This window comes from Streptomyces sp. NPDC047061, from assembly GCF_040643955.1.
Lineage (GTDB): Bacteria > Actinomycetota > Actinomycetes > Streptomycetales > Streptomycetaceae > Streptomyces.
On record NZ_JBEYVI010000008.1, the window covers coordinates 108,896 to 128,396 of the forward strand.

The window sequence follows — 19,501 nt, forward strand, 5'->3', positions numbered from 1 at the left end:
TACCGGCCGTTCCTCTCGGGCATGCACGCGAATAGAGTCGAACGGTGGAACGCCCGGAAGCCGGTGGAAACCAAGGCCGGCTCCCCGTCTCACCCCCATATCTCCCGAGGACACGATTGCCATGCCTCGTCCGACCCCGGCACAGCTCGTCTACGGTTCCTGCACCGTGATCTGCTCGACGCTCGCCATGCTGCTGCTGTCACAGACGAGTTCGGGCATCGGGATCGCGGTCATCGCGCTCGCCGCGCTCGGTCTGGGACTGCTGGTCGCCATGACGATCCCGCTCCCCCGGCCGCGTACGGTCGCACAGTCCGTGCCCGCCCCGACCCCCCTGCCCGAGGTGCGGATCCCCGTGCACCGGGAGACCGTGGCCGCCGCCACGGCCGAGCCCGTCCGGGAGCCCACCGCGCCCTGACGTACGCACACGAGTGAAGTCGGCGGGTCCGTGAGACTGACGGACCCGCCGACTGCTTGTGCGCCCCCTGTTGCACGCCCCGTCGCACCGCCCCCGCTACGTGCTCGTGCTGACCACGACCGTCTTCGCGGCCTTGTCGTGCAACCCCTGTTTGTACGGCTTGTCGAAGAAGCTCCAACCGCCGCAGATCACGGTCCAGATGCAGGCGCAGCAGAAGGCGAACGGCACCCACAGCACCAGGGCGCGCAGCAGCGAGGTCTGGGTGGTGGGCGTGGCGCCGTCGGCCAGGTTGGCGACCCGCATGCCGAGCCACTTCATGCCGAGGGTCTGCCCGGACCTGGCGATCAGCAGGGTGTCGTAGGCGACGAACAGGACGGCGGCGACGAGCGACTGGGCGAAGGACCGCCCTGCCGAGATCCTGTCCCCGTTCATCTGGTACTCGCTCACCCCGAACGCCCAGGTGAGCAACGCGACCACGATGCCCACCAGGATCATGTCGATGATCCGCGCGAGGGTGCGCTTGCCGCTGTCGGCGAGCGGCGGCATCCCGGCGAGCGGATCGTCGGGGTAACCGCCGGCTCCGCCGCCGCTTCCATAAGGACCGCCGCCGTAGGAGGGCGGCGGGGGCTGCGAGCCGCCGTACGGGGCGTCGTACGGCGAGCCCGACCCCTGGCCCCCGTTCTGGCCCGGCGGGGGCTGCTTCCGGAACGGATCGTCCTCCGGCGGCTCTCCGGAGCCGGGGGGCGGGGGCGGTTCGGTGCTCATGGCCCGAGTGGACCGCGAACCCGCCGGGCCCGCATCCGGCGCGCGGCCGTACGGGGTACGGCCGTACGGGGTACAGCCGCCCATGTACGACGGCTCGTGTACGACGGCCCGTCAGTCGGCGACGAAGGTGTGCGCCGCCTTGTCGTGCCAGCACTGGTGCCAGGGCCGGTCGAACAGGCACCAGGCGACGCCGACGATCCCGATGCCGAGCAGTCCGGGCACGGTGTACACCAGCCAGCGGCGCAGCGCGGCGCCGAAGGCCGGCGGCTCGTGGCCCTCGATGTCCCGCACCTCCAGGCCGAACAGCTTCTTGCCGAGCGTGCGGCCCCACCTGGCGGTGGGCAGCACCTCGTAGAGGACGCCGACGACGAGCAGGACGGCGAGCACGATCCCGAGGTACAGGCCGGTGGTGCCGTCGAGCAGCCAGACGGTCTCGGTACGGCCGGAGAGCTTGGCCGCGTCGATCTTGTCCTGCACATGGGCGGCGGCCTTGGTCCCGAACGGTACGGCGGCGGCCGCGGTCACCGCGCCGACGACCAGGCTGTCGACGAGCCGTGCGGCGAACCGCTTGCCGAGCCCGGCGGGCCGGGCCGCCGCCTGTCGCCGCGCGGCCGCCTGGAAGACGTCCTCCACCGGCGGCTTCCAGGGGGCGACCTGCGGGTCACCGGCGAGCTGGTGCACCTGCTGCGCCCAGGAGGACTGCCCGCCACCGGCGCCGGAGGCCATCGGGGTGGCGGGGCCGGGGGCAGGGGCCATCGGGGACCGGGGCGCGGCGGACTGCTGGGGCGGGACGGCGGGAGCGACGGCCTGGGGGGCGGCGGGCTGCGCGGGGGCGGGCTGGGCCTGGGCCGCGGCGGCGCGGGCGGCGGCCGCCTTTCCGGCGCCGAAACCGGGGCGCGCGCTGCCGCCGGCGCCGGGGGCACCGACCGGCCCCTGGGCGCCGAGACCGGCCGCGCCACCGGGGCCCGCCGCCGCATCGGTCCCGGGGCCGGGCGCGCCCTCGCCCCGGATCGGCCGGAACGTCATCGTGCCGTCGTCCAGGGGCGGCTGGGTGACCGGCGGGGTCCCCGCCGGGCCGACCGTCGGCCTGCGGAAGATGAACGTGCCGCCGGAGTCGACGTCCCCCTGGTCCGCCGGCGGGATCGTCGCCGTGCCGTCGGTGCGGGAGGACCGGCCGTCCGGCTGGGCCGGGGAGCCCGCCGCCCGCGGGTCGCTGCCCCAGGCACCCCCGGCGGCCGCCCAGCCGGAGGCGGCCCCCGGCTGCGGGTCCTCGTCGAAGAAGTGCGGGCCGGTCTCCTCGACCGCCGAGGCCGCCGAGGCCACGGGTGCCGCCGGAGCGGCGGGGACGGCGGGGGCCGCGGGATGGGACCCGGGCGGCGCGACGAGGGGTTCGCCGTCCGACGGGGCCGGGCGGCTGGTGCCCGGCACCCACGCGGCGCCGTTCCAGTAACGGACGTAGCCGGGGATGGACGGGTCCGGGTAGTAGCCCTCGCGGGGCCGTTCGTCACCGGGTGCCGGGGTTGGGGCGGTCATGTCCGTCATCCCGTATCTGCTCGGGGGTCATGTGGGAGCCTCCACATCTATCAGACCCGGGTGCCCGTCACCGCCAGTCCCGCAGGACCCGCCCCTTTCCGGGCAGCCCTGTGCACCCGCTTCACCGCATCCGAAAAAAACTTCCCGGAACCCGCGTAATGCTCGCGGCCCCAGCCGCTCTCCACTCGTACGGGCCCACTCGCAGGCGCCCGCACGACCGACCGAGAGAGGAAACGGACGTCATGCATCACACCGTGGTGGAACGCGAACTGGAGCTGCGGCTCATCCTGTCCCCCGAGCGGAGCATCCCGGTCCCGGCCCGGCTGACCTACCGCTCCGACGACCCGTACGCCGTCCACGTCAGCTTCCACATCAACTCCGAGTTCCCGGTCCACTGGACCTTCGCCCGCGACCTGCTCGTGGAGGGGGTGTTCCGGCCGTGCGGGCACGGGGACGTGCGGGTGTGGCCGACGAAGTCGGAGGGCCGCAGCGTCGTGCTGATGGCGCTGAGTTCACCCGACGGTGACGCCCTGCTCGAGGCCCCGATCCCCCAGGTGTCCGCCTGGCTGGAGCGGACGCTGCGGGTGGTGCCCCCGGGGACTGAGGGCGGGCAGCTGGGGATCGACGAGGCGCTCGACCAGCTGCTCGCCCAGTGAGGGCCCCCCGGCAAAAGCCGTGGGGGAGCTGCGTGGAGGCCACAGGGGATCAGAACAGCTTGCCGGGATTGAGGATGCCCAGCGGGTCGAAGACGTGCTTCACGGCCCGCTGCATCTCCACGCCCACCGGCCCGATCTCGCGGGCCAGCCACTCCTTCTTCAGGACGCCGACGCCGTGTTCGCCGGTGATGGTGCCGCCGAGTTCCAGACCGAGGCCCATGATCTCGTCGAAGGACTCGCGGGCCCGGCGGCACTCGTCGGGGTCCTGTGCGTCGAAGCAGACCGTGGGGTGGGTGTTGCCGTCGCCCGCGTGGGCGACGACCCCGATGGTCAGCCCGTGCTTCTCCGCGATCCGCTCCACGCCCTCGATCATGTCGCCGAGCCGGGAGCGGGGCACGCACACGTCGTCGATCATCGTGGTGCCCTTGACGGCCTCCAGGGCGACGAGCGAGGACCGGCGGGCCTGGAGGAGGAGTTCGGACTCGGCGGCGTCGTCGGCGGGGACCACCTGGGTGGCGCCCGCGGCCTCGCAGAGCGCGCCGACGGCGGCCAGGTCGGCGGCGGGGTCCGGGGTGTCGAAGGCGGCGAGGAGCAGGGCCTCGGTGGACTCCGGCAGACCCATCCGGGTGAGTTCGTTGACCGCCTTCACGGTCGTACGGTCCATCAGTTCGAGCAGGGACGGCACATGGCCGCCTGCCATGATCCGGCACACCGCGTCGCAGGCGGCGGCCGCGGAGGCGAACTCGGCGGCCAGCACCAGCTGCTGCGGCGGCTTGGGCTTCAGCGCGAGCACGGCCCGTACGACGATGCCGAGCGAGCCCTCGGAGCCGACGAACAGCCGGGTGAGGTCGTAGCCGGCGACGCCCTTCGCCGTCCGGCGGCCGGTGGACATCAGCCGCCCGTCCGCGAGCACGACGTCCAGACCGAGCACGTACTCGGCGGTCACCCCGTACTTCACGCAGCACAGGCCGCCCGAGGCGGTGCCGATGTTGCCGCCGATCGTGCACATCTCCCAGCTGGAGGGGTCCGGCGGGTAGTAGAGGCCGTGTTCCTCGACCGCGCGGGAGAACGTCGCGTTGACGACGCCGGGCTCGACGACCGCGATGCGGTCCACCGGCGAGATCTCCAGCACGCGGTCCATCTTCGTCAGGGACAGCACGATGCAGCCGTCGGTGGCGTTGGCGGCGCCGGACAGGCCGGTGCGGGCGCCCTGCGGGACGACCGGGACGCGCAGTTCGGTGGCGACGCGCATGACGTGCTGGACGTGGTCCACGGTGCGGGGCAGCACGACGACGGCCGGGGTGCCGGCCGGACAGAAGCTCGCCATGTCGTTGGCGTAGGAGGCGGTCACGTCGGGATCGACGAGAACCGCGTCGGCCGGCAGACCCGCGAGGAGCCGGTCGGTGAGGTTGCTGGTGGCCTCGTCCCGAGGCGCTTCGATACGGCTCATGATCACAGCGTCGCACCCGGGGCCATCGGTGTGAACCCCGGAGGTGCCCTCCTTGGGCCGCACGGATGCGCTGGTCGTATTGACGCACAGTGTGCGTCATGTGCGCGCTGGATAACCGACCGTCCCCGCCGGCCACCTCACTGCTCCTCGAACCGGCGCCGCCGCGCCGCCGCCGTGGCCGGGTACTGCGGCGGCTGCTGGTCGTGGCGGTGGCGGGCGGGGTGGCGGCGGGCGGCACGCTGATGCTGTGGCCGCGCGAACCGCACCGGGCCGCACCGGGTCCCGCCGCCGGGCCGCGGGCCCAGGCGGCCGCGCGGGCGGCGGCCCTCGCCGCGGCGCAGACGGCCGTCGTCAACGGCCTGCCCGCCGCGCTGCCCGACCTGACGACGCTCATCGGCGCCCGCGAGGCACGCGTGAAGGAGCAGCCGAGGGACGCGCAGGCCTGGGCCGTGCTCGGGGCCGCGTACATCGAGCGGGCGCGCCGGAGCGCCGACACGGGCGACTACCCCCGGGCCGAGCGCGCGCTGCAGACCTCCCTCAAGGTGGCCGGGAAGAGCAACACCGAGGCGCTGGGCGGACTGGCGGTCCTGGCCGTGGCGCGCCGGGACTTCCCGCAGGCCAAGCAGTTCGGCGAGGAGGCGCTGAAGGCGGCGCCGAAGCGGTGGTCGGCGTACCCGGTGCTGATCGACGCGTACAACGGGCTCGGCGACTACAAGGCGGCCCGGTCCGCGCTGGACAAGCTGATGGCGCTGAAGGCCGGGGCGGACGTGAGGCCGGCGGTGATGGCGCGGGCCTCGGCGGTGTACCGGGACCGGGGCTGGCGCGAGGACGCGGTGGCCCAGGTGACCGACGCGGCGGCGGCCGCCCGGACCCCCGCCGAGCAGGCCGCGTATCTCTGCCAGGCCGGGCAGCTGGCCTGGGAGCGGGGTGACCGGGAGGACGCGCTGCGGCACTTCACCGCGGCCGTACGCCTGGACCCCGACCAGTCGGCCGCGCGCGCCGGGCAGGGGCGGGCGCTGGCCGCGCTGGGCCGGGCGCAGGAGGCGCTGACCGCGTACCAGGGGTCGCTGGCGCACCGGCCGACTCCCCAGGTCGCCCTGGAACTGGGCGAGTTGTACGAGTCGCTGGGCATGGGCCGGCAGGCGGAGTCGCAGTACACGCTGCTGCGGACGCAGGTGCGGCAGGAGCTGGCGGCCGGGGTCGACGACGATCTGGTGATCGGGCAGTACGAGGCGGACCACGGAGACGTCCAGGAGGCGGTGCAGCGGCTGACGGCCGAGTGGGAGCGCCAGCCGGGCATCGAGGTCGCCGACGCCCTCGGCTGGGCGCTGCACCGGGCCGGCGACGACAAGGAGGCGCTGCGGTACGCCTCGGTCGCGACGGACTCGACGAAGGGCGGCGGGGTCCGCAGCGCGCTGTACGCCTTCCACCGGGGCATGATCGAGCGCGACCTGGACCTGGAGGCCCCGGCCCGCCGCCACCTCCAGGACGCCCTGCGGACCAACCCGTACTTCTCCCCGCTCCAGACCCCGGCGGCCCGCGCCACCCTCACCGCCCTCGGCGACCAGCCACCGGACGAGGAGCTGCCGCAGTAGGGCGGCGCAGGTGGGGTGGGGGTGGGTCACAGGTTGCCGCGGCGGTCCTGTTCCCGCTCGATCGCCTCGAACAGGGCCTTGAAGTTGCCCTTGCCGAAGCCCATCGAGCCGTGGCGTTCGATGATCTCGAAGAAGACCGTCGGCCGGTCCTGGACCGGCTTGGTGAAGATCTGGAGCAGGTAGCCGTCCTCGTCCCGGTCGGCGAGGATCCTCAGCTCGCGCAGGGTGTCCAGCGGCACCCGGGTGTCGCCGACCCACTCGCCGAGGGTGTCGTAGTAGGTGTCCGGGGTGTTCAGGAACTCGACGCCGGCCGCGCGCATGGTCCGTACCGTCCCGACGATGTCGTTCGTGTTGAGCGCGATGTGCTGGACGCCCGCCCCGCCGTAGAACTCCAGGTACTCGTCGATCTGGGACTTCTTCTTGGCGATCGCGGGCTCGTTGATCGGGAACTTGACCTTGAGGGTGCCGTCGGCGACCACCTTCGACATCAGCGCGCTGTACTCGGTGGCGATGTCGTCGCCCACGAACTCCTTCATGTTCGTGAAGCCCATGACCTTGTTGTAGAAGCCGACCCAGTCGTTCATCCGCCCGAGTTCGACGTTGCCGACGCAGTGGTCGACGGCCTGGAAGGTGCGCCGGGCGGGCGGTTCGACGATCGGGGACGCGGCGACGAACCCCGGGAGGTACGGGCCGTCGTAGCCGGTCCGCTCCACGAGGGTGTGCCGGGTCTCGCCGTACGTGGCGATCGCCGCCAGCACCACCGTGCCGTACTCGTCCTTCAGCTCGTACGGCTCGGCCACCGACCGCGCGCCGTGCTCGACGGCGTAGGCGTACGCGGCGCGGGCGTCCGGGACCTCGATGGCGAGGTCGACGACCCCGTCCCCGTGCTCGGCCACATGGCGGGAGAGGAAGTGGCCCCACTCGGTCTCCGGGCGGATGACGGAGGTGAGGACGAACCGGGCCGAACCGTTCTCCAGGACGTAGCTCGCGGTCTCGCGGCTGCCGTTCTCCGGTCCGGAGTACGCGACCAGCCGCATGCCGAAGGCGGTGGAGTAGTAGTGCGCCGCCTGCTTGGCGTTGCCCACGGCGAAGACGACCGCGTCCATCCCCCTGACCGGGAAGGGGTCGTCCTGCCGGGCGGTCGCAGCGGGAGTGTGGTGTGTGGTCTGCGTCATGTCCGAAGGGTGAACCGGGCCCGCAAGGTGCGCAATAGATGGCGTTTCTACTGGGCAATATGTTCAGCAGTACGGCCGTAACGGCCGACTTTCTGTACAGGGTGACCACCCATGGAGGCGGGCATGACGATCGATCGTCTGGACGGGCGGATCCTGGTGCTGCTGGCCCGGGAGCCGCGCATCGGGGTCCTGGAGATGTCCCGTCGGCTGGGGGTGGCCCGGGGGACCGTGCAGGCGCGACTGGACCGGCTCCAGTCGAGCGGGGTGATCCAGGGATTCGGCCCCCAGGTCGATCCGGCGGCCCTCGGCTACCCGGTCACCGCGTTCGCCACCCTGCAGATCCGGCAGGGCCAGGGTCCGGACGTGCGGGCGCACCTGGCGACCGTGCCGGAGGTGCTGGAACTGCACACCACCACCGGCACCGGCGACATGCAGTGCCGTCTGGTGGCCCGCTCCAACGCCGACCTCCAGCGGGTGATCGACCGGGTGGTCGGATTCGAGGGCATCGTCCGGGCCTCCACGGCGATCGTCATGGAGAACCCCGTTCCGCTGCGGATCATCCCGCTGGTGGAACAGGCCGCGGCGGACAGCGAAGAGACCTGACCGGCAGGGAGAGAGTTCCAAAGAAGTCGATGCAAAAGAGGTGTTGCAAAGGAGTCTTTGCATAGCTATCTTTGTACACATGACGGAGCACGAGAAGCGGACACCGCGCCGGCTGGACGCCCGATCCCTGCGCGGGCTCGCGCACCCCCTGCGGATGCAGCTGCTGGACGCCCTGCGGCAGTACGGTCCCGCCACCGCGTCCCAACTGGCCGAGCGGCTGGGCGAGTCCAGCGGCGCGACCAGCTACCACCTGCGCCAGCTCGCCGAACACGGCTTCGTCGAGGACGCCCCGGAGCGCGGCAAGGGCCGCGAGCGCTGGTGGCAGGCCGCGGACCAGGGCATCACCTACGACAGCGCGGACTTCGAGGACGCGAGTCCCGAGATACGGGGACTGACGGAGGTGTTCCTGCAGGAGGCCGCCGCGCGTCACAGCCGCGAGCTGGCCGCCTGGCTCGGCACCCGTGACCGGTGGTCCCCGGCCTGGACCCGCTCCTCGGACATGAGCGACATGGGTCTGCGGCTCACCCCCGACCTCGCCCTCGAACTGATCGAGAAGATGCACGCCCTGGTCGACGACTACCGGGACCGGGTCCCCGACAAGGACACCCCGGAGTCACAGCAAGTGCGCGTCCACACGCACCTCTTCCCCATCGAGACGGACTGAGAGGCACACCATGTACACGCAGGCCCAGCTCGCCCAGCACCACATGACGGAACTGCACAACCAGGCGTCGAACTACCGGCTGGCGAAGAAGACCAGGCCCGAGCGGGAACTCCGCGAGCGCATCGGCTGGACCCTGGTGGAGGTAGGCCTGCGCCTGGCATCGCCGGCCCCGGCGCCCCTTTAGGGGCGCGGGGAACTGCGCGAGCAACCCCCACCCACCCGCACCCGAAACTCAACAGCTGGGGACCTTCTCCCCCTTCTGCAACGCGACCAGGTCGGAAACGGCCCCCTTCAGCGTCGTCACCGGCACCAGCCGCAACCCCTTCGGCAGCTCCCCCTTGGCATCGGAGCACTCGTCCTTCGGCACGAGGAAGACGGTCGCCCCGTCCCTGCGCGCGGCCTGCGTCTTCAGACCGACCCCGCCCACGGCGCCCACCGTGCCGTCCGCGGCGATGGTCCCCGTACCGGCGATGTTCTTCCCCCCGGTGAGGTCTCCCCCGCTGCCGTTCCCGTCCAGCTTGTCGATGATGCCGAGCGAGAACAGCAGCCCCGCGCTCGGCCCGCCCACGTCCGCCAGCTTCAGGGTCACCTTGACCTTGCTGGCGCTCAGGTCGAGGTACTTCAGCGCGGCCTGGGCCGCCGCGTCCTGCGACTGCTCCATCTGCTGGGTGTTGTGCTGCTCGATCTCCTTGACGTTGTTGCCGCTCGGGTAGACCGAGTCGCGCGGCATGACCGCCCGGTCCGCCCGGAACCAGCTGCCGATCACGTCACCGAGCGAGACCCGCGCGTCCGGCCCGGTCGCCTCGATCGTCGTCATCCGCAGCTGCCCGCTGGTGGTGCGGACGGGCGCCCCGGAGACGGTGATCACCGCGGTGCCCTTGTTGTCACCGAGGACGTTCGCCGTCATCCCGGGCTGGGCCACCGAGAACGGCAGCGGCGCAACGACGGCCGTACCGATCAGGGCCACGACGGGAACCGCACAGACGGCGATGGCCTGGAGACGCGTGAGACGTGAGAGCACGGAGTCAATCTAACGCGGCGACCTGTTCAGGCCACCGCCCGACCACCGGCCGCCCGGCCGTCGCGCGACCACCGGCAGCCCGGCCGTCACGCGACCGCCGCCCGGTCAGCGCCCGAGCAGCAGCTCGCGGCGCCCGCGGGTGAACCGGCGCAGCGCGTCCGGCAGCGGCTCGATCCCGATGCCGGGGCCCGTGGGCACCGGAAGATGCCCGTCCTCCAGCACGAACGGTTCGGTGATGTCCTCCGCGAAGTACCGGCCCGACGCCGAGGTGTCGCCCGGCAGCGTGAACCCCGGCAGCGCCGCGAGCGCCAGGTTGGGTGCCCGCCCGATCCCGGTCTCCAGCATGCCGCCGCACCACACCGGCACCCCGTGGGCGCGGGCCACGTCGTGGATGCGGCGGGCCTCCAGATAGCCGCCGACCCGCGCGGGCTTGACGTTCACCACCCGGCAGGCGTCCATGGCGATCGCGGCCGCCGTGTCCCGCGCGCCGTGCAGGGACTCGTCGAGGCAGACCGGCGTCGCGATCCGGCGCTGCAGCTGGGCATGGCCGTGCAGGTTGTCCTCCTCCAGCGGCTCCTCGATCAGCAGCAGCCCGAACTCGTCGAGCCGCCGCAGGTGCTCCGCGTCGGCGAGGCCGTACGCCGTGTTCGCGTCGACCTGGAGCGGCAGCGCGTCCCCGAGCCGCTCGCGCACCGCCCGCACCGGTTCGACGTCCCAGCCGGGCTCGATCTTCAGCTTGATCCGGACGTACCCCTCGGCCAGGTAGCGCTCGACGTCGTCCAGCAGCTCGCCGACCGAGTCCTTGATGCCGACCGAGACACCCGCCGGCACCCGGTCCCGCACCGAACCCAGGAACACGGACAGCGGCATCCCGTAGGTCCGCAGCTCCGCGTCCAGCACCGCCGTCTCCAGCGTGGCCTTCGCCAGCTCGTGCCCCTTGACCTTCGCCGTCGCCGGGCCGACCGCGGCGGCGGTGAGGTTCCGTACCGCCGCCACGCGCGGCACCAGGAAGTCGCGCAGCACGATCTCCGCGCCGGCCACGAACTCCGAGCAGTACAGCGGCTCGGGATCGGCGGCGAACTCCGACCAGCCCTCGGCGGTGTCGGTGACGACATGGAGCAGGAAGGTGTCCTTCGTCGTCATGGTCCCGAAGGACGTACGGAAGGGCGTGACCAGCGGGATCGCCACCTGTACGAGTTCGACGCGCTCCAGCTTCACGCCGTCGCCCCCGTCGTGCGGGCGAGCGTGTACCAGCCGTCGCGGGACATCCCCACGGCCCGGAAGCCCTCGGCGAAGGCCGCCGTGAACACCTCGCGGACGGCGTACCGCCAGCGCAGGGCGAGCGCCGGGTCGGCGGCCCGCAGCCGTACGACGTCCTCCGGCACCCGGCACCACACGGCCCGGTCGCCGACGTCGCGGCGGGCGAGGACCTCGCCGTCGGGGCCGCGGTGGCTGGCCGGGGCGTCGTGGCGGTCGTACCCGGTGGCGGGCGGCACGGTGGGGTCCGCCGTCAGGTCCCAGGTCACCGTCAGCCGGTCGCTCTCGTCGCCGTCGTTCACGCCGTCGGCCATCGGGCCGTAGAAGTCGACGAGGTACTCGGTGCCGGTGGCGCCCAGCTTGACCAGGTTGAAGCGCGCGTTGCGGCCGACCAGCGGGTCGAAGGTCCAGCGCATGGTGCGGGCGCCGAGGCCCAGCGCCCAGTCGCGCTGGGCCCGCTTCACGGCGTGCCCGAGGCCCTGGTCGGCGGCGGCGACGAGGGAGTAGGTGTCGCGGTCCGGGCCGAACACGGCGACGGCCGCCCCGGCCAGCCGCGTGCCGTCGTAGGCGGCGTGCACGGCGCCGCCCGCGTGGACCAGGCTGTGCAGGACCTCGGCCGGGTAGGGCGGGGCGGTGCGGGGCGTCTGCCAGACGTCGCTGAAGTAGCCGGTGACGGCCGCGAGCCCGGCGACGTCGTGGACGGTTCGGATGCTGACTCCGGTCACGGTCAGGGTCATGATCCGAGTCTCGGAGCCGACCTCTTCCGGTGCGTTGTGCGGACGGACAAGGAATGCATATCTTGATGAGGAGATCGGCCAAGCGCCTACTTCCCCTGCCTCCCCTGCCTCCCCTGCTTCCTTTGCTTCCCTGAGGACTCCCATGGACGTCTGCACCCTCGGCGACCTGCTCGACGTCGTCGGCGGTCCCTCCGTCCGGCTGCACACGGCCCCCGCCGGGCTGACCGTGCCGGTGACCGAGGCGCTGCTGTACGACGCCCACGCCCCGCTGCCCCGGCGGCCGGGGGCGCTGCTGCTGGCGGTCGGGGTGCGCGCGGCGGCGGCCGGGCCGCTGGTGCGGGCGGCGGCCGGGGCGGGGCTGACCGGGGTGGTGGTGCGGGGCGCGGACGGGCCGGTCGGGGAGGCGGAGACGCACGGGATCGCGCTGCTGTCGGTCGACGAGGACGCCGCCTGGCACCACGTGCACCTGCTGCTGGCCTCGGCGATCGGCGCCCGCCCGGCGGCCCCCGGGAGCGGCCTCGGCGACCTGTTCGCGCTGGCGGACGCGATCGCCGCGGGCGTCGGCGGGGCCACCGCCATCGAGGACCCCCGGCAGCGGATCCTCGCCTACTCCACCGTCGCCGGCCAGCCGGTCGACGAGGACCGCCGGCAGGGCATCCTGGGCCTCCAGGTGCCGCCCAGCGCCGAGAACACCGAGCAGTACCGGACCCTGTTCGCGGCCGAACGGCCGGTCAGGCTCCCGGCGTTGCGGGACGCCGACCTGCCCCGGCTGGCGATGGCGGTGCGGGCCGGCGGCGAGACCCTCGGCTCGGTCTGGGTGGTCGACGGCGGTGCGCTCGCGCCGGACGCCGAGGAGACCCTCGCGCAGGGCGCCGCCACCGCCGCCCTGCTCCTGCTGCGCGCCCGCGCGGCGCAGGAACTGGCCCGCCACCAGAGCGGCGACCTGCTGCGCCGGCTCCTCGACGGCACGGCGGACGCCCCGGCCGCCGCGGCCCGTCTGGGGGTGGAGGGCGAGGTACGGGTGGCCGCGTTCGCGCTCGACACCGCCACGAACGTGCCGGACGCCGAGCGCACCGCGCTGCGCCTGCTGGACGTCGTGCGGCTGCAGTGCGAGGCGCGCTACGGGCGGCAGGCGTGTGTGCTGGCCGACGGGGTCGTGTACGCGCTGCTGCCCGGCCCGGGGGCACGGCATCGGCCGCTGGCCGAGGACATCGTGCGGCGGGCCGGGCAGGCGCTGCGGGTACCGGTCCGGGCGGGGCTGGGCGAGCTGGTCCCGGACGTGGCCGGGGTGGCCGCCTCCCGGGCGGACGCGGACCTGGTGCTGCGGGTGCTGGACGCGCGGTCGCCGGTGGCCACGGTGGACGAGGTGCGCCCCCGGGTCACCCTGCTCCGGCTGGCCGAAGTGCTCGGCGAGCGGCGGGAGTTGACTGCGGGGGCGTGGCAGCGGGTGCTGGCGTACGACGCCGGGCACGGCACCGAGTACGCCCGCACCCTGGTCTGCTGGTTCGACGCGGGCTGCGACATGGCGGGCGCGGCCGAGCTGCTGGCCGTCCACCCCAACACCTGCCGCTACCGGCTGCGCCAGGTCCGGCAGCACGTCGGGATCGACCTGGACGATCCCGACGAACGGCTGGTGCTGTGGCTGCAGTTGCGGGTGCTGGCCGGGCTCAGCGCAGCAGCCACGCCCTGAGGTTCCGCTCGCAGGCGCGCAACTGCCCGACCGGCACGTACTCCCCCGCCGTGTGCGCGAGGGAGGGGTCCCCGGGGCCGTAGTTGAGGGCGGGCACGTCGAGGGCCGCGAACCGGGCCACGTCGGTCCAGCCCAACTTCGGCCTGGGCACGGCCCCGAGCGCCTCGACGAGCCCGGCGACCCGGTCGAGCCGGGGCGGCGCACCGGCCACCACCTCGGTGACCCGGACCTCGTACTCCGGGAACAGCCGTCGTACGTACGCCTCTGCGTCCGCCGTCGAACGGCTGGGCGCAAAGCGGTAGTTGACGCTGACGACGCACTCGTCCGGTACGACGTTCCCGGCGACCCCGGCCCGTACGGCGACCGCGCTGAGCCCCTCCCGGTACTCCAGTCCGTCGATCACGATCCGCTCGGCGGTGTGGTCGTCGAGCCGCTGGAGCACCCGGGCGGCCCGGTGGGCGGCGTTGACGCCCTGCCAGGCGCGGGCGGTGTGCGCCCGCCGGCCGGGTACGACGACGTCGGCGCTCAGGTACCCCTGGCAGCCGGCCTCGACCCCGGCGTCGGAGGGCTCCATGAGGATGGCCAGGTCGGCGGCGAGGAGTCCGGGCCCGAGGAGACCGAGCCCGTTGCGCTCCCCCGCCACCTCCTCGCACTCGTAGAGGACGAAGGTGAGGTCGACGGCCGGTTCCGGAACGGTGGCGGCCAGCCGCAGGGCGACGGCCACCCCGCCCTTCATGTCACAGGCGCCGAGCCCGTGCACGCGTCCGTCGGCGAGCCGGGCGGGCAGGTTCCCGGCGGCCGGGACGGTGTCCAGGTGGCCGGCGATCAGGACCCGCCGGTCCCGGCCGAGGGCGGTGCGGGCGACCACGGTGTTGCCGACGCGGTCGACCTTGAGGTGCCCGAGGCCGCGCAGGGCGTGCTCCACCGCGTCCGCGATCCGGGCCTCCGCCCCGCTCTCGGAGGGAAGGTCGACGAGGGCCCGGGTGAGGTCGACGACGTCGGCGGTGAGGTCGAGGGCGGTCATGCGGGGCTGTCCTGCGGGGTCGTGGTCTGCGCGGCGAGCCGGGAGTGGCGGATGCCGTAGCAGCCGTAGATGACGAGGCCGACGGCCATCCACACCCCGAAGGCGATCCAGGTGTCGGCGCCGAGGCTGAACAGCAGGTAGCCGCAGAAGCCGATGCCGAGGACGGGTACGACCGGGGAGAACGGCACCCGGAAGGAGCGGGGCGCCTCCGGATTGCGCCGTCGCAGGATCACCACGGCCAGGTTGACCAGCATGAACGCGAAGAGGGTGCCGATGCTGGTGGCGTCGGCGAGGCTGCCGAGCGGCACCAGGGCGGCGAGGACGGCGATGAAGGAGGAGACGATCACGGTGTTGGCGCGGGGCACCCCGGTGCGCGGGTGGACCTTGGCGAACAGCGGCGGCACGAGCCCGTCGCGGGACATCGCGTACAGGATCCGGATCTGCCCGTACTGCACGGTGAGGACGACGCTGGTGGTGGCGACCACGGCGCCGACGGAGAGCAGGATCGGCCACAGGTCGCCGCCGCCGACCGCCCGTACGAGCACCTGGCTGAGCGTCGCCTCGGTCCCCGCGAACTGCTTCCACGGCATCGCGCCGAGCGCGGCGACGGCCACCAGGACGTACAGGGCCGTGACGAGGACGAGGGAGAGGATGATCGCCCGCGGCAGGTCGCGCTGCGGGTTGCGGGCCTCCTCCCCCGCGGTGCTCGCGGCGTCGAAGCCGATGTAGGAGAAGAAGAGCGAGGCGGCCCCCGCGCTCATCCCGGCCGCACCGAGCGGAAAGAGTGGCTGGAAGTTGCCGGCGTGGAAGGCGGTGAAGGCGACCGCGCAGAACATCACGAGGGCCGCGATCTTCACGCCGACCATGACGACGTTGGCGACGGCGCTCTCCTTGGCCCCGCGCAGCAGGACGACCATCGCGAGGACGACGATGAGCGCGGCCGGGACGTTGAGCGTGCCGCCGGCGCCGGGCGGGGCGCTGAGCGACTCCGGCAGGGTGACGCCGAAGACGAGGTCGAGCAGTTCGTTGACGTACTGCCCCCAGCCGACGGCGACGGCGGCCACCGACACGCCGTACTCCAGGATCAGACACCACCCGCACACCCAGGCGACGAGTTCGCCGAGGGTGGCGTAGGCGTAGCTGTACGACGACCCCGAACCGGGGATCATGCCGGCCAGCTCGGCGTACGACAGGGCCGAGAACAGGGCGGTGACGCCGGCCAGCACGAAGGAGACGACGATCGCCGGGCCGGCCTCGGGCACGGCCTGCCCGAGCACGACGAAGATGCCGGTGCCGAGGGTCGCGCCGACGCTCAGCAGGGTGAGCTGGGTGACGCCCATGGTCCGCTTCAACGGACTCGCGTCCGCCTCGCCGACCAGGGCGCCGACGGACTGCCGCCGGGTGAGCCGGCCTGCGGTGCCGACTTGCCGCCGGGGCCGTGTCTCCACTGTCTCCACTGTGCCGTTCCCTCCGCCGTGGGCTCTTGTCTGGCCCTGATGATGCGGAGGGAACGGGCATGGGCGGCTGGGAGGATCGGTCAGAGGTCGGGGGGTGGGATTGGCGGATCGGCCAATGTGGATGGGCGGGTGAAACAAAGGGGGTGGCGCGGTGGTGTTGCGGGTGCGGGTGGATGGGGGCTGGTCGCGCAGTTCCCCGCGCCCCTTACGGGGCACGTCGTAGCTGCGGGCAGTCGTGCCGCAGGGCGGCACGGGTGGGCGCTGGGGGTCCCCCGGCCGAAGGCTGGGGGAGGCACCCGGCCAGCGCCGGTGAGCGTCCCCACCCCCCGGCCCCAGCCCCCCAACCGGCCCGCGCCCTACCGCAGCGCCTCCGCGACCTCCCGCGCCGCGTCCATCACTCGCGCCCCCACCCTCTCCGGCACGGCGTCGGCCAGCATCACGACCCCGACGCTGCCCTCGACGCCGGTGACCCCGAGCAGCGGTGCCGCGGCCCCGCTCGCCCCGGCCTCCAGTTCGCCGTGGGTCAGCGTGTAGCCGGGATCGTCGCGCGGCTTGTGCCGTGCGGCCAGGATCGCCTTGCCGGCGGCCCCGCGGTCCAGCGGATGCCGGAACCCGGCCCGGTAGGCCACGTGATAGTCGGTCCAGGTCGGCTCGACGACCGCGACGGCGAGCGCCTCGGTCCCGTCGACCAGGGTCAGATGCGCCGTCGCCCCTATGTCCTCGGCGAGCGAACGCAGCGCCGGCAAAGCCGCTTCCCGTACGAGGGGATGCACCTGCCGGCCGAGGCGCAGCACGCCCAGCCCGACCCGGGCTCGCCCGCCCAGGTCACGCCGTACCAGCGCATGCTGCTCAAGCGTGGCGAGCAACCGGTACACCACGGTCCGGTTCACGCCCAGTTTGTTGGAAAGCTCGGTGACGGTCAGCCCGTGGTCCGTGTCGGCCAGCAGTTTGAGGACGCGCAGTCCCCGGTCGAGCGTCTGAGAGGTCTCCGCGGTCACGACGCCCACTCCTTAAGTGGTGAGGTCGGCAACCTCCGACGCGGCGGATGCGTCGCCGAGTCCCGTCAGCGACGCGCTTCAGAGGCCGCCGATCGGCAGGACGGCCCGGCGGCTCCGGGCCCAGTCGCTTCACGGCTGCGCTCCGCGGCGGCGCTGCCACGGGGCGTGTGCGTAGGCGGACAGTAGCGAAGCGGGTTCGCTGAGCGGAAGCCTCCGTCCAGAATCCGGTCACGTACCGGTATGGACTACTGAGAATTGACCCGGTATGTACACAGCGCCCTCGCAACAGCGCCCCGTAAGGGGCGCGGGGCTGTGTCGATTTGCGGCTCCGCCGCGCGGGCGCGAACAACCCCCACCGGCCCGCACCCGGCCGACTACCTCATCCGCGTAGCCCACTCCTGCACCTTGGCAATACGCTGCCGCAACTGCCCCGCCGTGGCCTCGGCACTCGGCGGCCCCCCGCACACCCTCCGCAGCTCCGTATGAATCACCCCGTGCGGCTTCCCGCTCTGATGCACATACGCGCTGACCATCGTGTTCAGCTGCTTCCGCAGCTCCATCATCTCCTTGTGGGAGACGACGGGCCGCCGCTCGGCCGGCAGCTCCAGCAGGTCGGCCTCGGTGTCCGGCTTCTTGCGGCTGTGCGCGATCTGCCGGGCCTGCCGCTTCTGCAGCAGCAGCTGCACCTGGTCGGGTTCGAGGAGCCCCGGGATGCCGAGGTAGTCCTGCTCCTCCTCGCTCCCCGGGTGGGCCTGCATGCCGAACTCGGCGCCGTCGTAGAGCACCCGGTCGAAGACGGCCTCGGACTCCAGCGCCTCGAAGGCGAACTGCTCCTGCTCGCCGGTGTCCTCGTCCTGCTCCTTGTTCGCCTCCTCCATCTCCTTCTCGGACTCGGCGTAGGGGTCCTCCTCGCCGTCCTTCTTCGGCTTGTCGAGGGCGTGGTCGCGCTCGACCTCCATCTCGTTGGCGAAGGTCAGCAGATCCGGGACGGTCGGCAGGAACACGGAGGCGGTCTCGCCGCGCCGCCGGGACCGCACGAAACGGCCGACGGCCTGGGCGAAGAAGAGCGGGGTGGAGATGGTCGTCGCATAGACCCCGACCGCGAGCCGGGGCACGTCGACGCCCTCGGACACCATCCGCACCGCGACCATCCACCGGTCGTCACTCGCGCTGAAGTCGTCGATCCGCTTGGACGCGCCGGTGTCGTCGGACAGGACCAGGGTCGCCTTGGTCCCCGTGATCTCACGGATCAGCTTGGCGTAGGCGCGGGCGGACTCCTGGTCGGAGGCGATGACCAGGGCCCCCGCGTCCGGAATCCCCTTCCGTACCTCCGTCAGCCGCTGGTCGGCCGCGCGCAGCACCGCCGGCATCCACTCGCCGCGCGGATCGAGCGCGGTACGCCAGGCCTGGCTGACGGCGTCCTTGGTCATCGGCTCGCCGAGCCGGGCGGCGATCTCGTCACCGGCCTTCGTCCGCCAGCGCATGTTGCCGCTGTAGGAGAGGAAGATGACGGGGCGCACGACGTGGTCGGCGAGCGCGTTGCCGTACCCGTAGGTGTAGTCGGCGGCGGACCGCCGGATCCCGTCCTGCCCCTCCTCATAGGTCACAAAAGGAATGGGATTGGTGTCGGACCGGAACGGCGTACCGGTCAGGGCGAGGCGCCGGGTCGCCGGCTCGAACGCCTCCAGGCAGGCCTCGCCCCAGGACTTGGAGTCACCGGCGTGGTGGATCTCGTCGAGGATGACGAGGGTCTTGCGCTGCTCGGACCGGTTGCGGTGCAGCATCGGCCGGACACCGACACCGGCGTACGTCACGGCGACCCCGTCGTACTCCCGGCTGAGCGGTCCGGCGCTGTACTCGGGATCGAGCTTGATCCCTATCCGCGCCGCGGCCTCCGCCCACTGCTTCTTCAGATGCTCGGTGGGGGCGACGACGGTGACCTGCTGCACGACATGGTGGTGCAGCAGCCAGGAGGCGAGCGTCAGCGCGAACGTCGTCTTCCCGGCGCCGGGCGTGGCCACGGCCAGGAAGTCGCGCGGCTGCTCCTGGACGTACTTCTCCATGGCCCCCTGCTGCCAGGCACGCAGCCTGCTGGCGGTACCCCAGGGCGCCCGGCCCGGGAAGGCCGGCGAAAGGTGATGGGAGGACGAGGAAGCAGAGGCAGACATAGGTGTGGGCCCGGAGGGCCCTCCGTTGAGGGTGGTGGCGGGCGACGGGCGGGCGGTAGTCACGGTCTCCGTAGTAAGGGGGGTAAGGGGGTTGGGCGGCTACGTATGACAACCGGGCCACCCTACCGGCGCCCCACGGCGGTCAACGCGCGGACAAGGCCGGGTCACCCCCGGGTGGGACTCACGTCACAGATCACGAAGCCGCCGCGCGATGCCGCCGACGCCGCTCTCCGCGCCGGAGGCCACATCGACGACCAGGTCGTACCAGGTCGTACCGGTCCGGGTGGGCCGCC

Annotated in this window: 18 protein-coding genes; 7 read left to right on the top strand and 11 right to left on the bottom strand. The window is 72.9% G+C overall.

From position 1 onward, the window contains the following. The first annotated feature begins 121 nt into the window (after positions 1–121). Positions 122–415: a hypothetical protein gene (locus tag ABZ887_RS15105; RefSeq protein ID WP_361288337.1), complete on the top strand. Its 294-nt coding sequence runs from the start codon at positions 122–124 to the stop codon at positions 413–415. Positions 416–511: 96 nt separating this feature from the next. Here the strand turns inward: ABZ887_RS15105 and ABZ887_RS15110 are convergent, their stop codons facing one another. Together ABZ887_RS15110 and ABZ887_RS15115 are read right to left on the bottom strand one after the other, a co-directional pair. Next, positions 512–1,180 (bottom strand): RDD family protein, encoded by a 669-nt coding sequence (locus tag ABZ887_RS15110; protein ID WP_361288340.1) that lies wholly within the window; start codon positions 1,178–1,180, stop codon positions 512–514. Between the two features lie 111 nt (positions 1,181–1,291). Next, the gene (locus ABZ887_RS15115; protein WP_361288343.1) at positions 1,292–2,713 is read right to left on the bottom strand and encodes an RDD family protein; all 1,422 of its coding nucleotides are present in this window, start codon (positions 2,711–2,713) and stop codon (positions 1,292–1,294) included. Between the two features lie 242 nt (positions 2,714–2,955). Between ABZ887_RS15115 and ABZ887_RS15120 the strand changes: the two genes are divergently transcribed. Continuing rightward, a complete protein-coding gene (locus tag ABZ887_RS15120; protein ID WP_361288346.1) occupies positions 2,956–3,369 on the top strand; it encodes an SsgA family sporulation/cell division regulator in 414 nt (137 codons plus the stop codon). Between the two features lie 49 nt (positions 3,370–3,418). Here the strand turns inward: ABZ887_RS15120 and ABZ887_RS15125 are convergent, their stop codons facing one another. Further along, the gene (locus tag ABZ887_RS15125; protein WP_361288349.1) at positions 3,419–4,825 is read right to left on the bottom strand and encodes an FAD-linked oxidase C-terminal domain-containing protein; all 1,407 of its coding nucleotides are present in this window, start codon (positions 4,823–4,825) and stop codon (positions 3,419–3,421) included. 92 nt (positions 4,826–4,917) lie between these two features. Between ABZ887_RS15125 and ABZ887_RS15130 the strand changes: the two genes are divergently transcribed. Beyond that, on the top strand, positions 4,918–6,414 hold the full coding sequence (locus tag ABZ887_RS15130; protein ID WP_361288352.1) for a tetratricopeptide repeat protein: 1,497 nt from the start codon (positions 4,918–4,920) through the stop codon (positions 6,412–6,414). 26 nt (positions 6,415–6,440) lie between these two features. Here ABZ887_RS15130 and hppD read toward each other — a convergent pair whose 3' ends face one another. Next, complete coding sequence (gene hppD, locus ABZ887_RS15135; RefSeq protein WP_361288355.1) at positions 6,441–7,589, bottom strand: 4-hydroxyphenylpyruvate dioxygenase; 1,149 nt, start codon at positions 7,587–7,589, stop codon at positions 6,441–6,443. A gap of 123 nt (positions 7,590–7,712) precedes the next feature. Here hppD and ABZ887_RS15140 point away from each other — a divergent pair, with 123 nt between their 5' ends. From ABZ887_RS15140 to ABZ887_RS15150, 3 genes are all read left to right on the top strand, one after another. Continuing rightward, on the top strand, positions 7,713–8,192 hold the full coding sequence (locus ABZ887_RS15140) for an Lrp/AsnC family transcriptional regulator (RefSeq protein WP_361288358.1): 480 nt from the start codon (positions 7,713–7,715) through the stop codon (positions 8,190–8,192). Positions 8,193–8,271: 79 nt separating this feature from the next. After that, positions 8,272–8,856 carry a helix-turn-helix domain-containing protein gene (locus ABZ887_RS15145; protein WP_361288361.1) on the top strand — a complete coding sequence of 195 codons (585 nt, stop codon included), beginning with the start codon at positions 8,272–8,274 and terminating at the stop codon, positions 8,854–8,856. 10 nt (positions 8,857–8,866) lie between these two features. After that, complete coding sequence (locus ABZ887_RS15150) at positions 8,867–9,040, top strand: hypothetical protein (RefSeq protein WP_361288364.1); 174 nt, start codon at positions 8,867–8,869, stop codon at positions 9,038–9,040. Positions 9,041–9,088: 48 nt separating this feature from the next. Here ABZ887_RS15150 and ABZ887_RS15155 read toward each other — a convergent pair whose 3' ends face one another. The 3 genes from ABZ887_RS15155 to ABZ887_RS15165 form a co-directional block, all read right to left on the bottom strand. Next, complete coding sequence (locus tag ABZ887_RS15155; RefSeq protein ID WP_361288367.1) at positions 9,089–9,877, bottom strand: S16 family serine protease; 789 nt, start codon at positions 9,875–9,877, stop codon at positions 9,089–9,091. 105 nt (positions 9,878–9,982) lie between these two features. Then, positions 9,983–11,095 carry an o-succinylbenzoate synthase gene (gene menC, locus ABZ887_RS15160; RefSeq protein WP_361288370.1) on the bottom strand — a complete coding sequence of 371 codons (1,113 nt, stop codon included), beginning with the start codon at positions 11,093–11,095 and terminating at the stop codon, positions 9,983–9,985. Beyond that, complete coding sequence (locus ABZ887_RS15165) at positions 11,092–11,871, bottom strand: chorismate synthase (RefSeq protein WP_361288373.1); 780 nt, start codon at positions 11,869–11,871, stop codon at positions 11,092–11,094. The genes menC and ABZ887_RS15165 overlap by 4 nt, the downstream gene beginning before the upstream one ends. Before the next feature lie 142 nt (positions 11,872–12,013). On the opposite strand from ABZ887_RS15165, the gene ABZ887_RS15170 reads away from it, so the two are divergent. After that, entirely contained in the window at positions 12,014–13,561 is a 1,548-nt protein-coding gene (locus ABZ887_RS15170) for a helix-turn-helix domain-containing protein (protein ID WP_361288376.1), read from the top strand. Here ABZ887_RS15170 and dapE read toward each other — a convergent pair. The 4 genes from dapE to ABZ887_RS15190 form a co-directional block, all read right to left on the bottom strand. Continuing rightward, a complete protein-coding gene (gene dapE / locus ABZ887_RS15175) occupies positions 13,539–14,585 on the bottom strand; it encodes a succinyl-diaminopimelate desuccinylase (RefSeq protein WP_361288379.1) in 1,047 nt (348 codons plus the stop codon). The genes ABZ887_RS15170 and dapE overlap by 23 nt on opposite strands. Continuing rightward, a complete protein-coding gene (locus ABZ887_RS15180; protein ID WP_361288382.1) occupies positions 14,582–16,033 on the bottom strand; it encodes an amino acid permease in 1,452 nt (483 codons plus the stop codon). Before ABZ887_RS15180 ends, dapE begins: the two co-directional genes overlap by 4 nt. Before the next feature lie 365 nt (positions 16,034–16,398). Continuing rightward, on the bottom strand, positions 16,399–17,040 hold the full coding sequence (locus ABZ887_RS15185; RefSeq protein WP_361288385.1) for a helix-turn-helix domain-containing protein: 642 nt from the start codon (positions 17,038–17,040) through the stop codon (positions 16,399–16,401). A 374-nt stretch (positions 17,041–17,414) separates the two neighbouring features. Next, entirely contained in the window at positions 17,415–19,208 is a 1,794-nt protein-coding gene (locus ABZ887_RS15190; protein WP_361288388.1) for a DEAD/DEAH box helicase, read from the bottom strand. Positions 19,209–19,501: the final 293 nt, after the last annotated feature.

What these genes read in the sequence shown, in the direction of transcription:
- ABZ887_RS15105 (WP_361288337.1), top strand. Translation starts at nt 122, where the DNA reads ATGCCTCGTCCGACCCCGGCACAGCTCGTCTACGGTTCCTGCACCGTG.
- ABZ887_RS15110 (WP_361288340.1), bottom strand. Translation starts at nt 1,180, where the DNA reads ATGAGCACCGAACCGCCCCCGCCCCCCGGCTCCGGAGAGCCGCCGGAG.
- ABZ887_RS15115 (WP_361288343.1), bottom strand. Translation starts at nt 2,713, where the DNA reads ATGACCGCCCCAACCCCGGCACCCGGTGACGAACGGCCCCGCGAGGGC.
- ABZ887_RS15120 (WP_361288346.1), top strand. Translation starts at nt 2,956, where the DNA reads ATGCATCACACCGTGGTGGAACGCGAACTGGAGCTGCGGCTCATCCTG.
- ABZ887_RS15130 (WP_361288352.1), top strand. Translation starts at nt 4,918, where the DNA reads ATGTGCGCGCTGGATAACCGACCGTCCCCGCCGGCCACCTCACTGCTC.
- hppD (WP_361288355.1), bottom strand. Translation starts at nt 7,589, where the DNA reads ATGACGCAGACCACACACCACACTCCCGCTGCGACCGCCCGGCAGGAC.
- ABZ887_RS15140 (WP_361288358.1), top strand. Translation starts at nt 7,713, where the DNA reads ATGACGATCGATCGTCTGGACGGGCGGATCCTGGTGCTGCTGGCCCGG.
- ABZ887_RS15145 (WP_361288361.1), top strand. Translation starts at nt 8,272, where the DNA reads ATGACGGAGCACGAGAAGCGGACACCGCGCCGGCTGGACGCCCGATCC.
- ABZ887_RS15150 (WP_361288364.1), top strand. Translation starts at nt 8,867, where the DNA reads ATGTACACGCAGGCCCAGCTCGCCCAGCACCACATGACGGAACTGCAC.
- ABZ887_RS15165 (WP_361288373.1), bottom strand. Translation starts at nt 11,871, where the DNA reads ATGACCCTGACCGTGACCGGAGTCAGCATCCGAACCGTCCACGACGTC.
- ABZ887_RS15170 (WP_361288376.1), top strand. Translation starts at nt 12,014, where the DNA reads ATGGACGTCTGCACCCTCGGCGACCTGCTCGACGTCGTCGGCGGTCCC.
- dapE (WP_361288379.1), bottom strand. Translation starts at nt 14,585, where the DNA reads ATGACCGCCCTCGACCTCACCGCCGACGTCGTCGACCTCACCCGGGCC.
- ABZ887_RS15190 (WP_361288388.1), bottom strand. Translation starts at nt 19,208, where the DNA reads ATGTCTGCCTCTGCTTCCTCGTCCTCCCATCACCTTTCGCCGGCCTTC.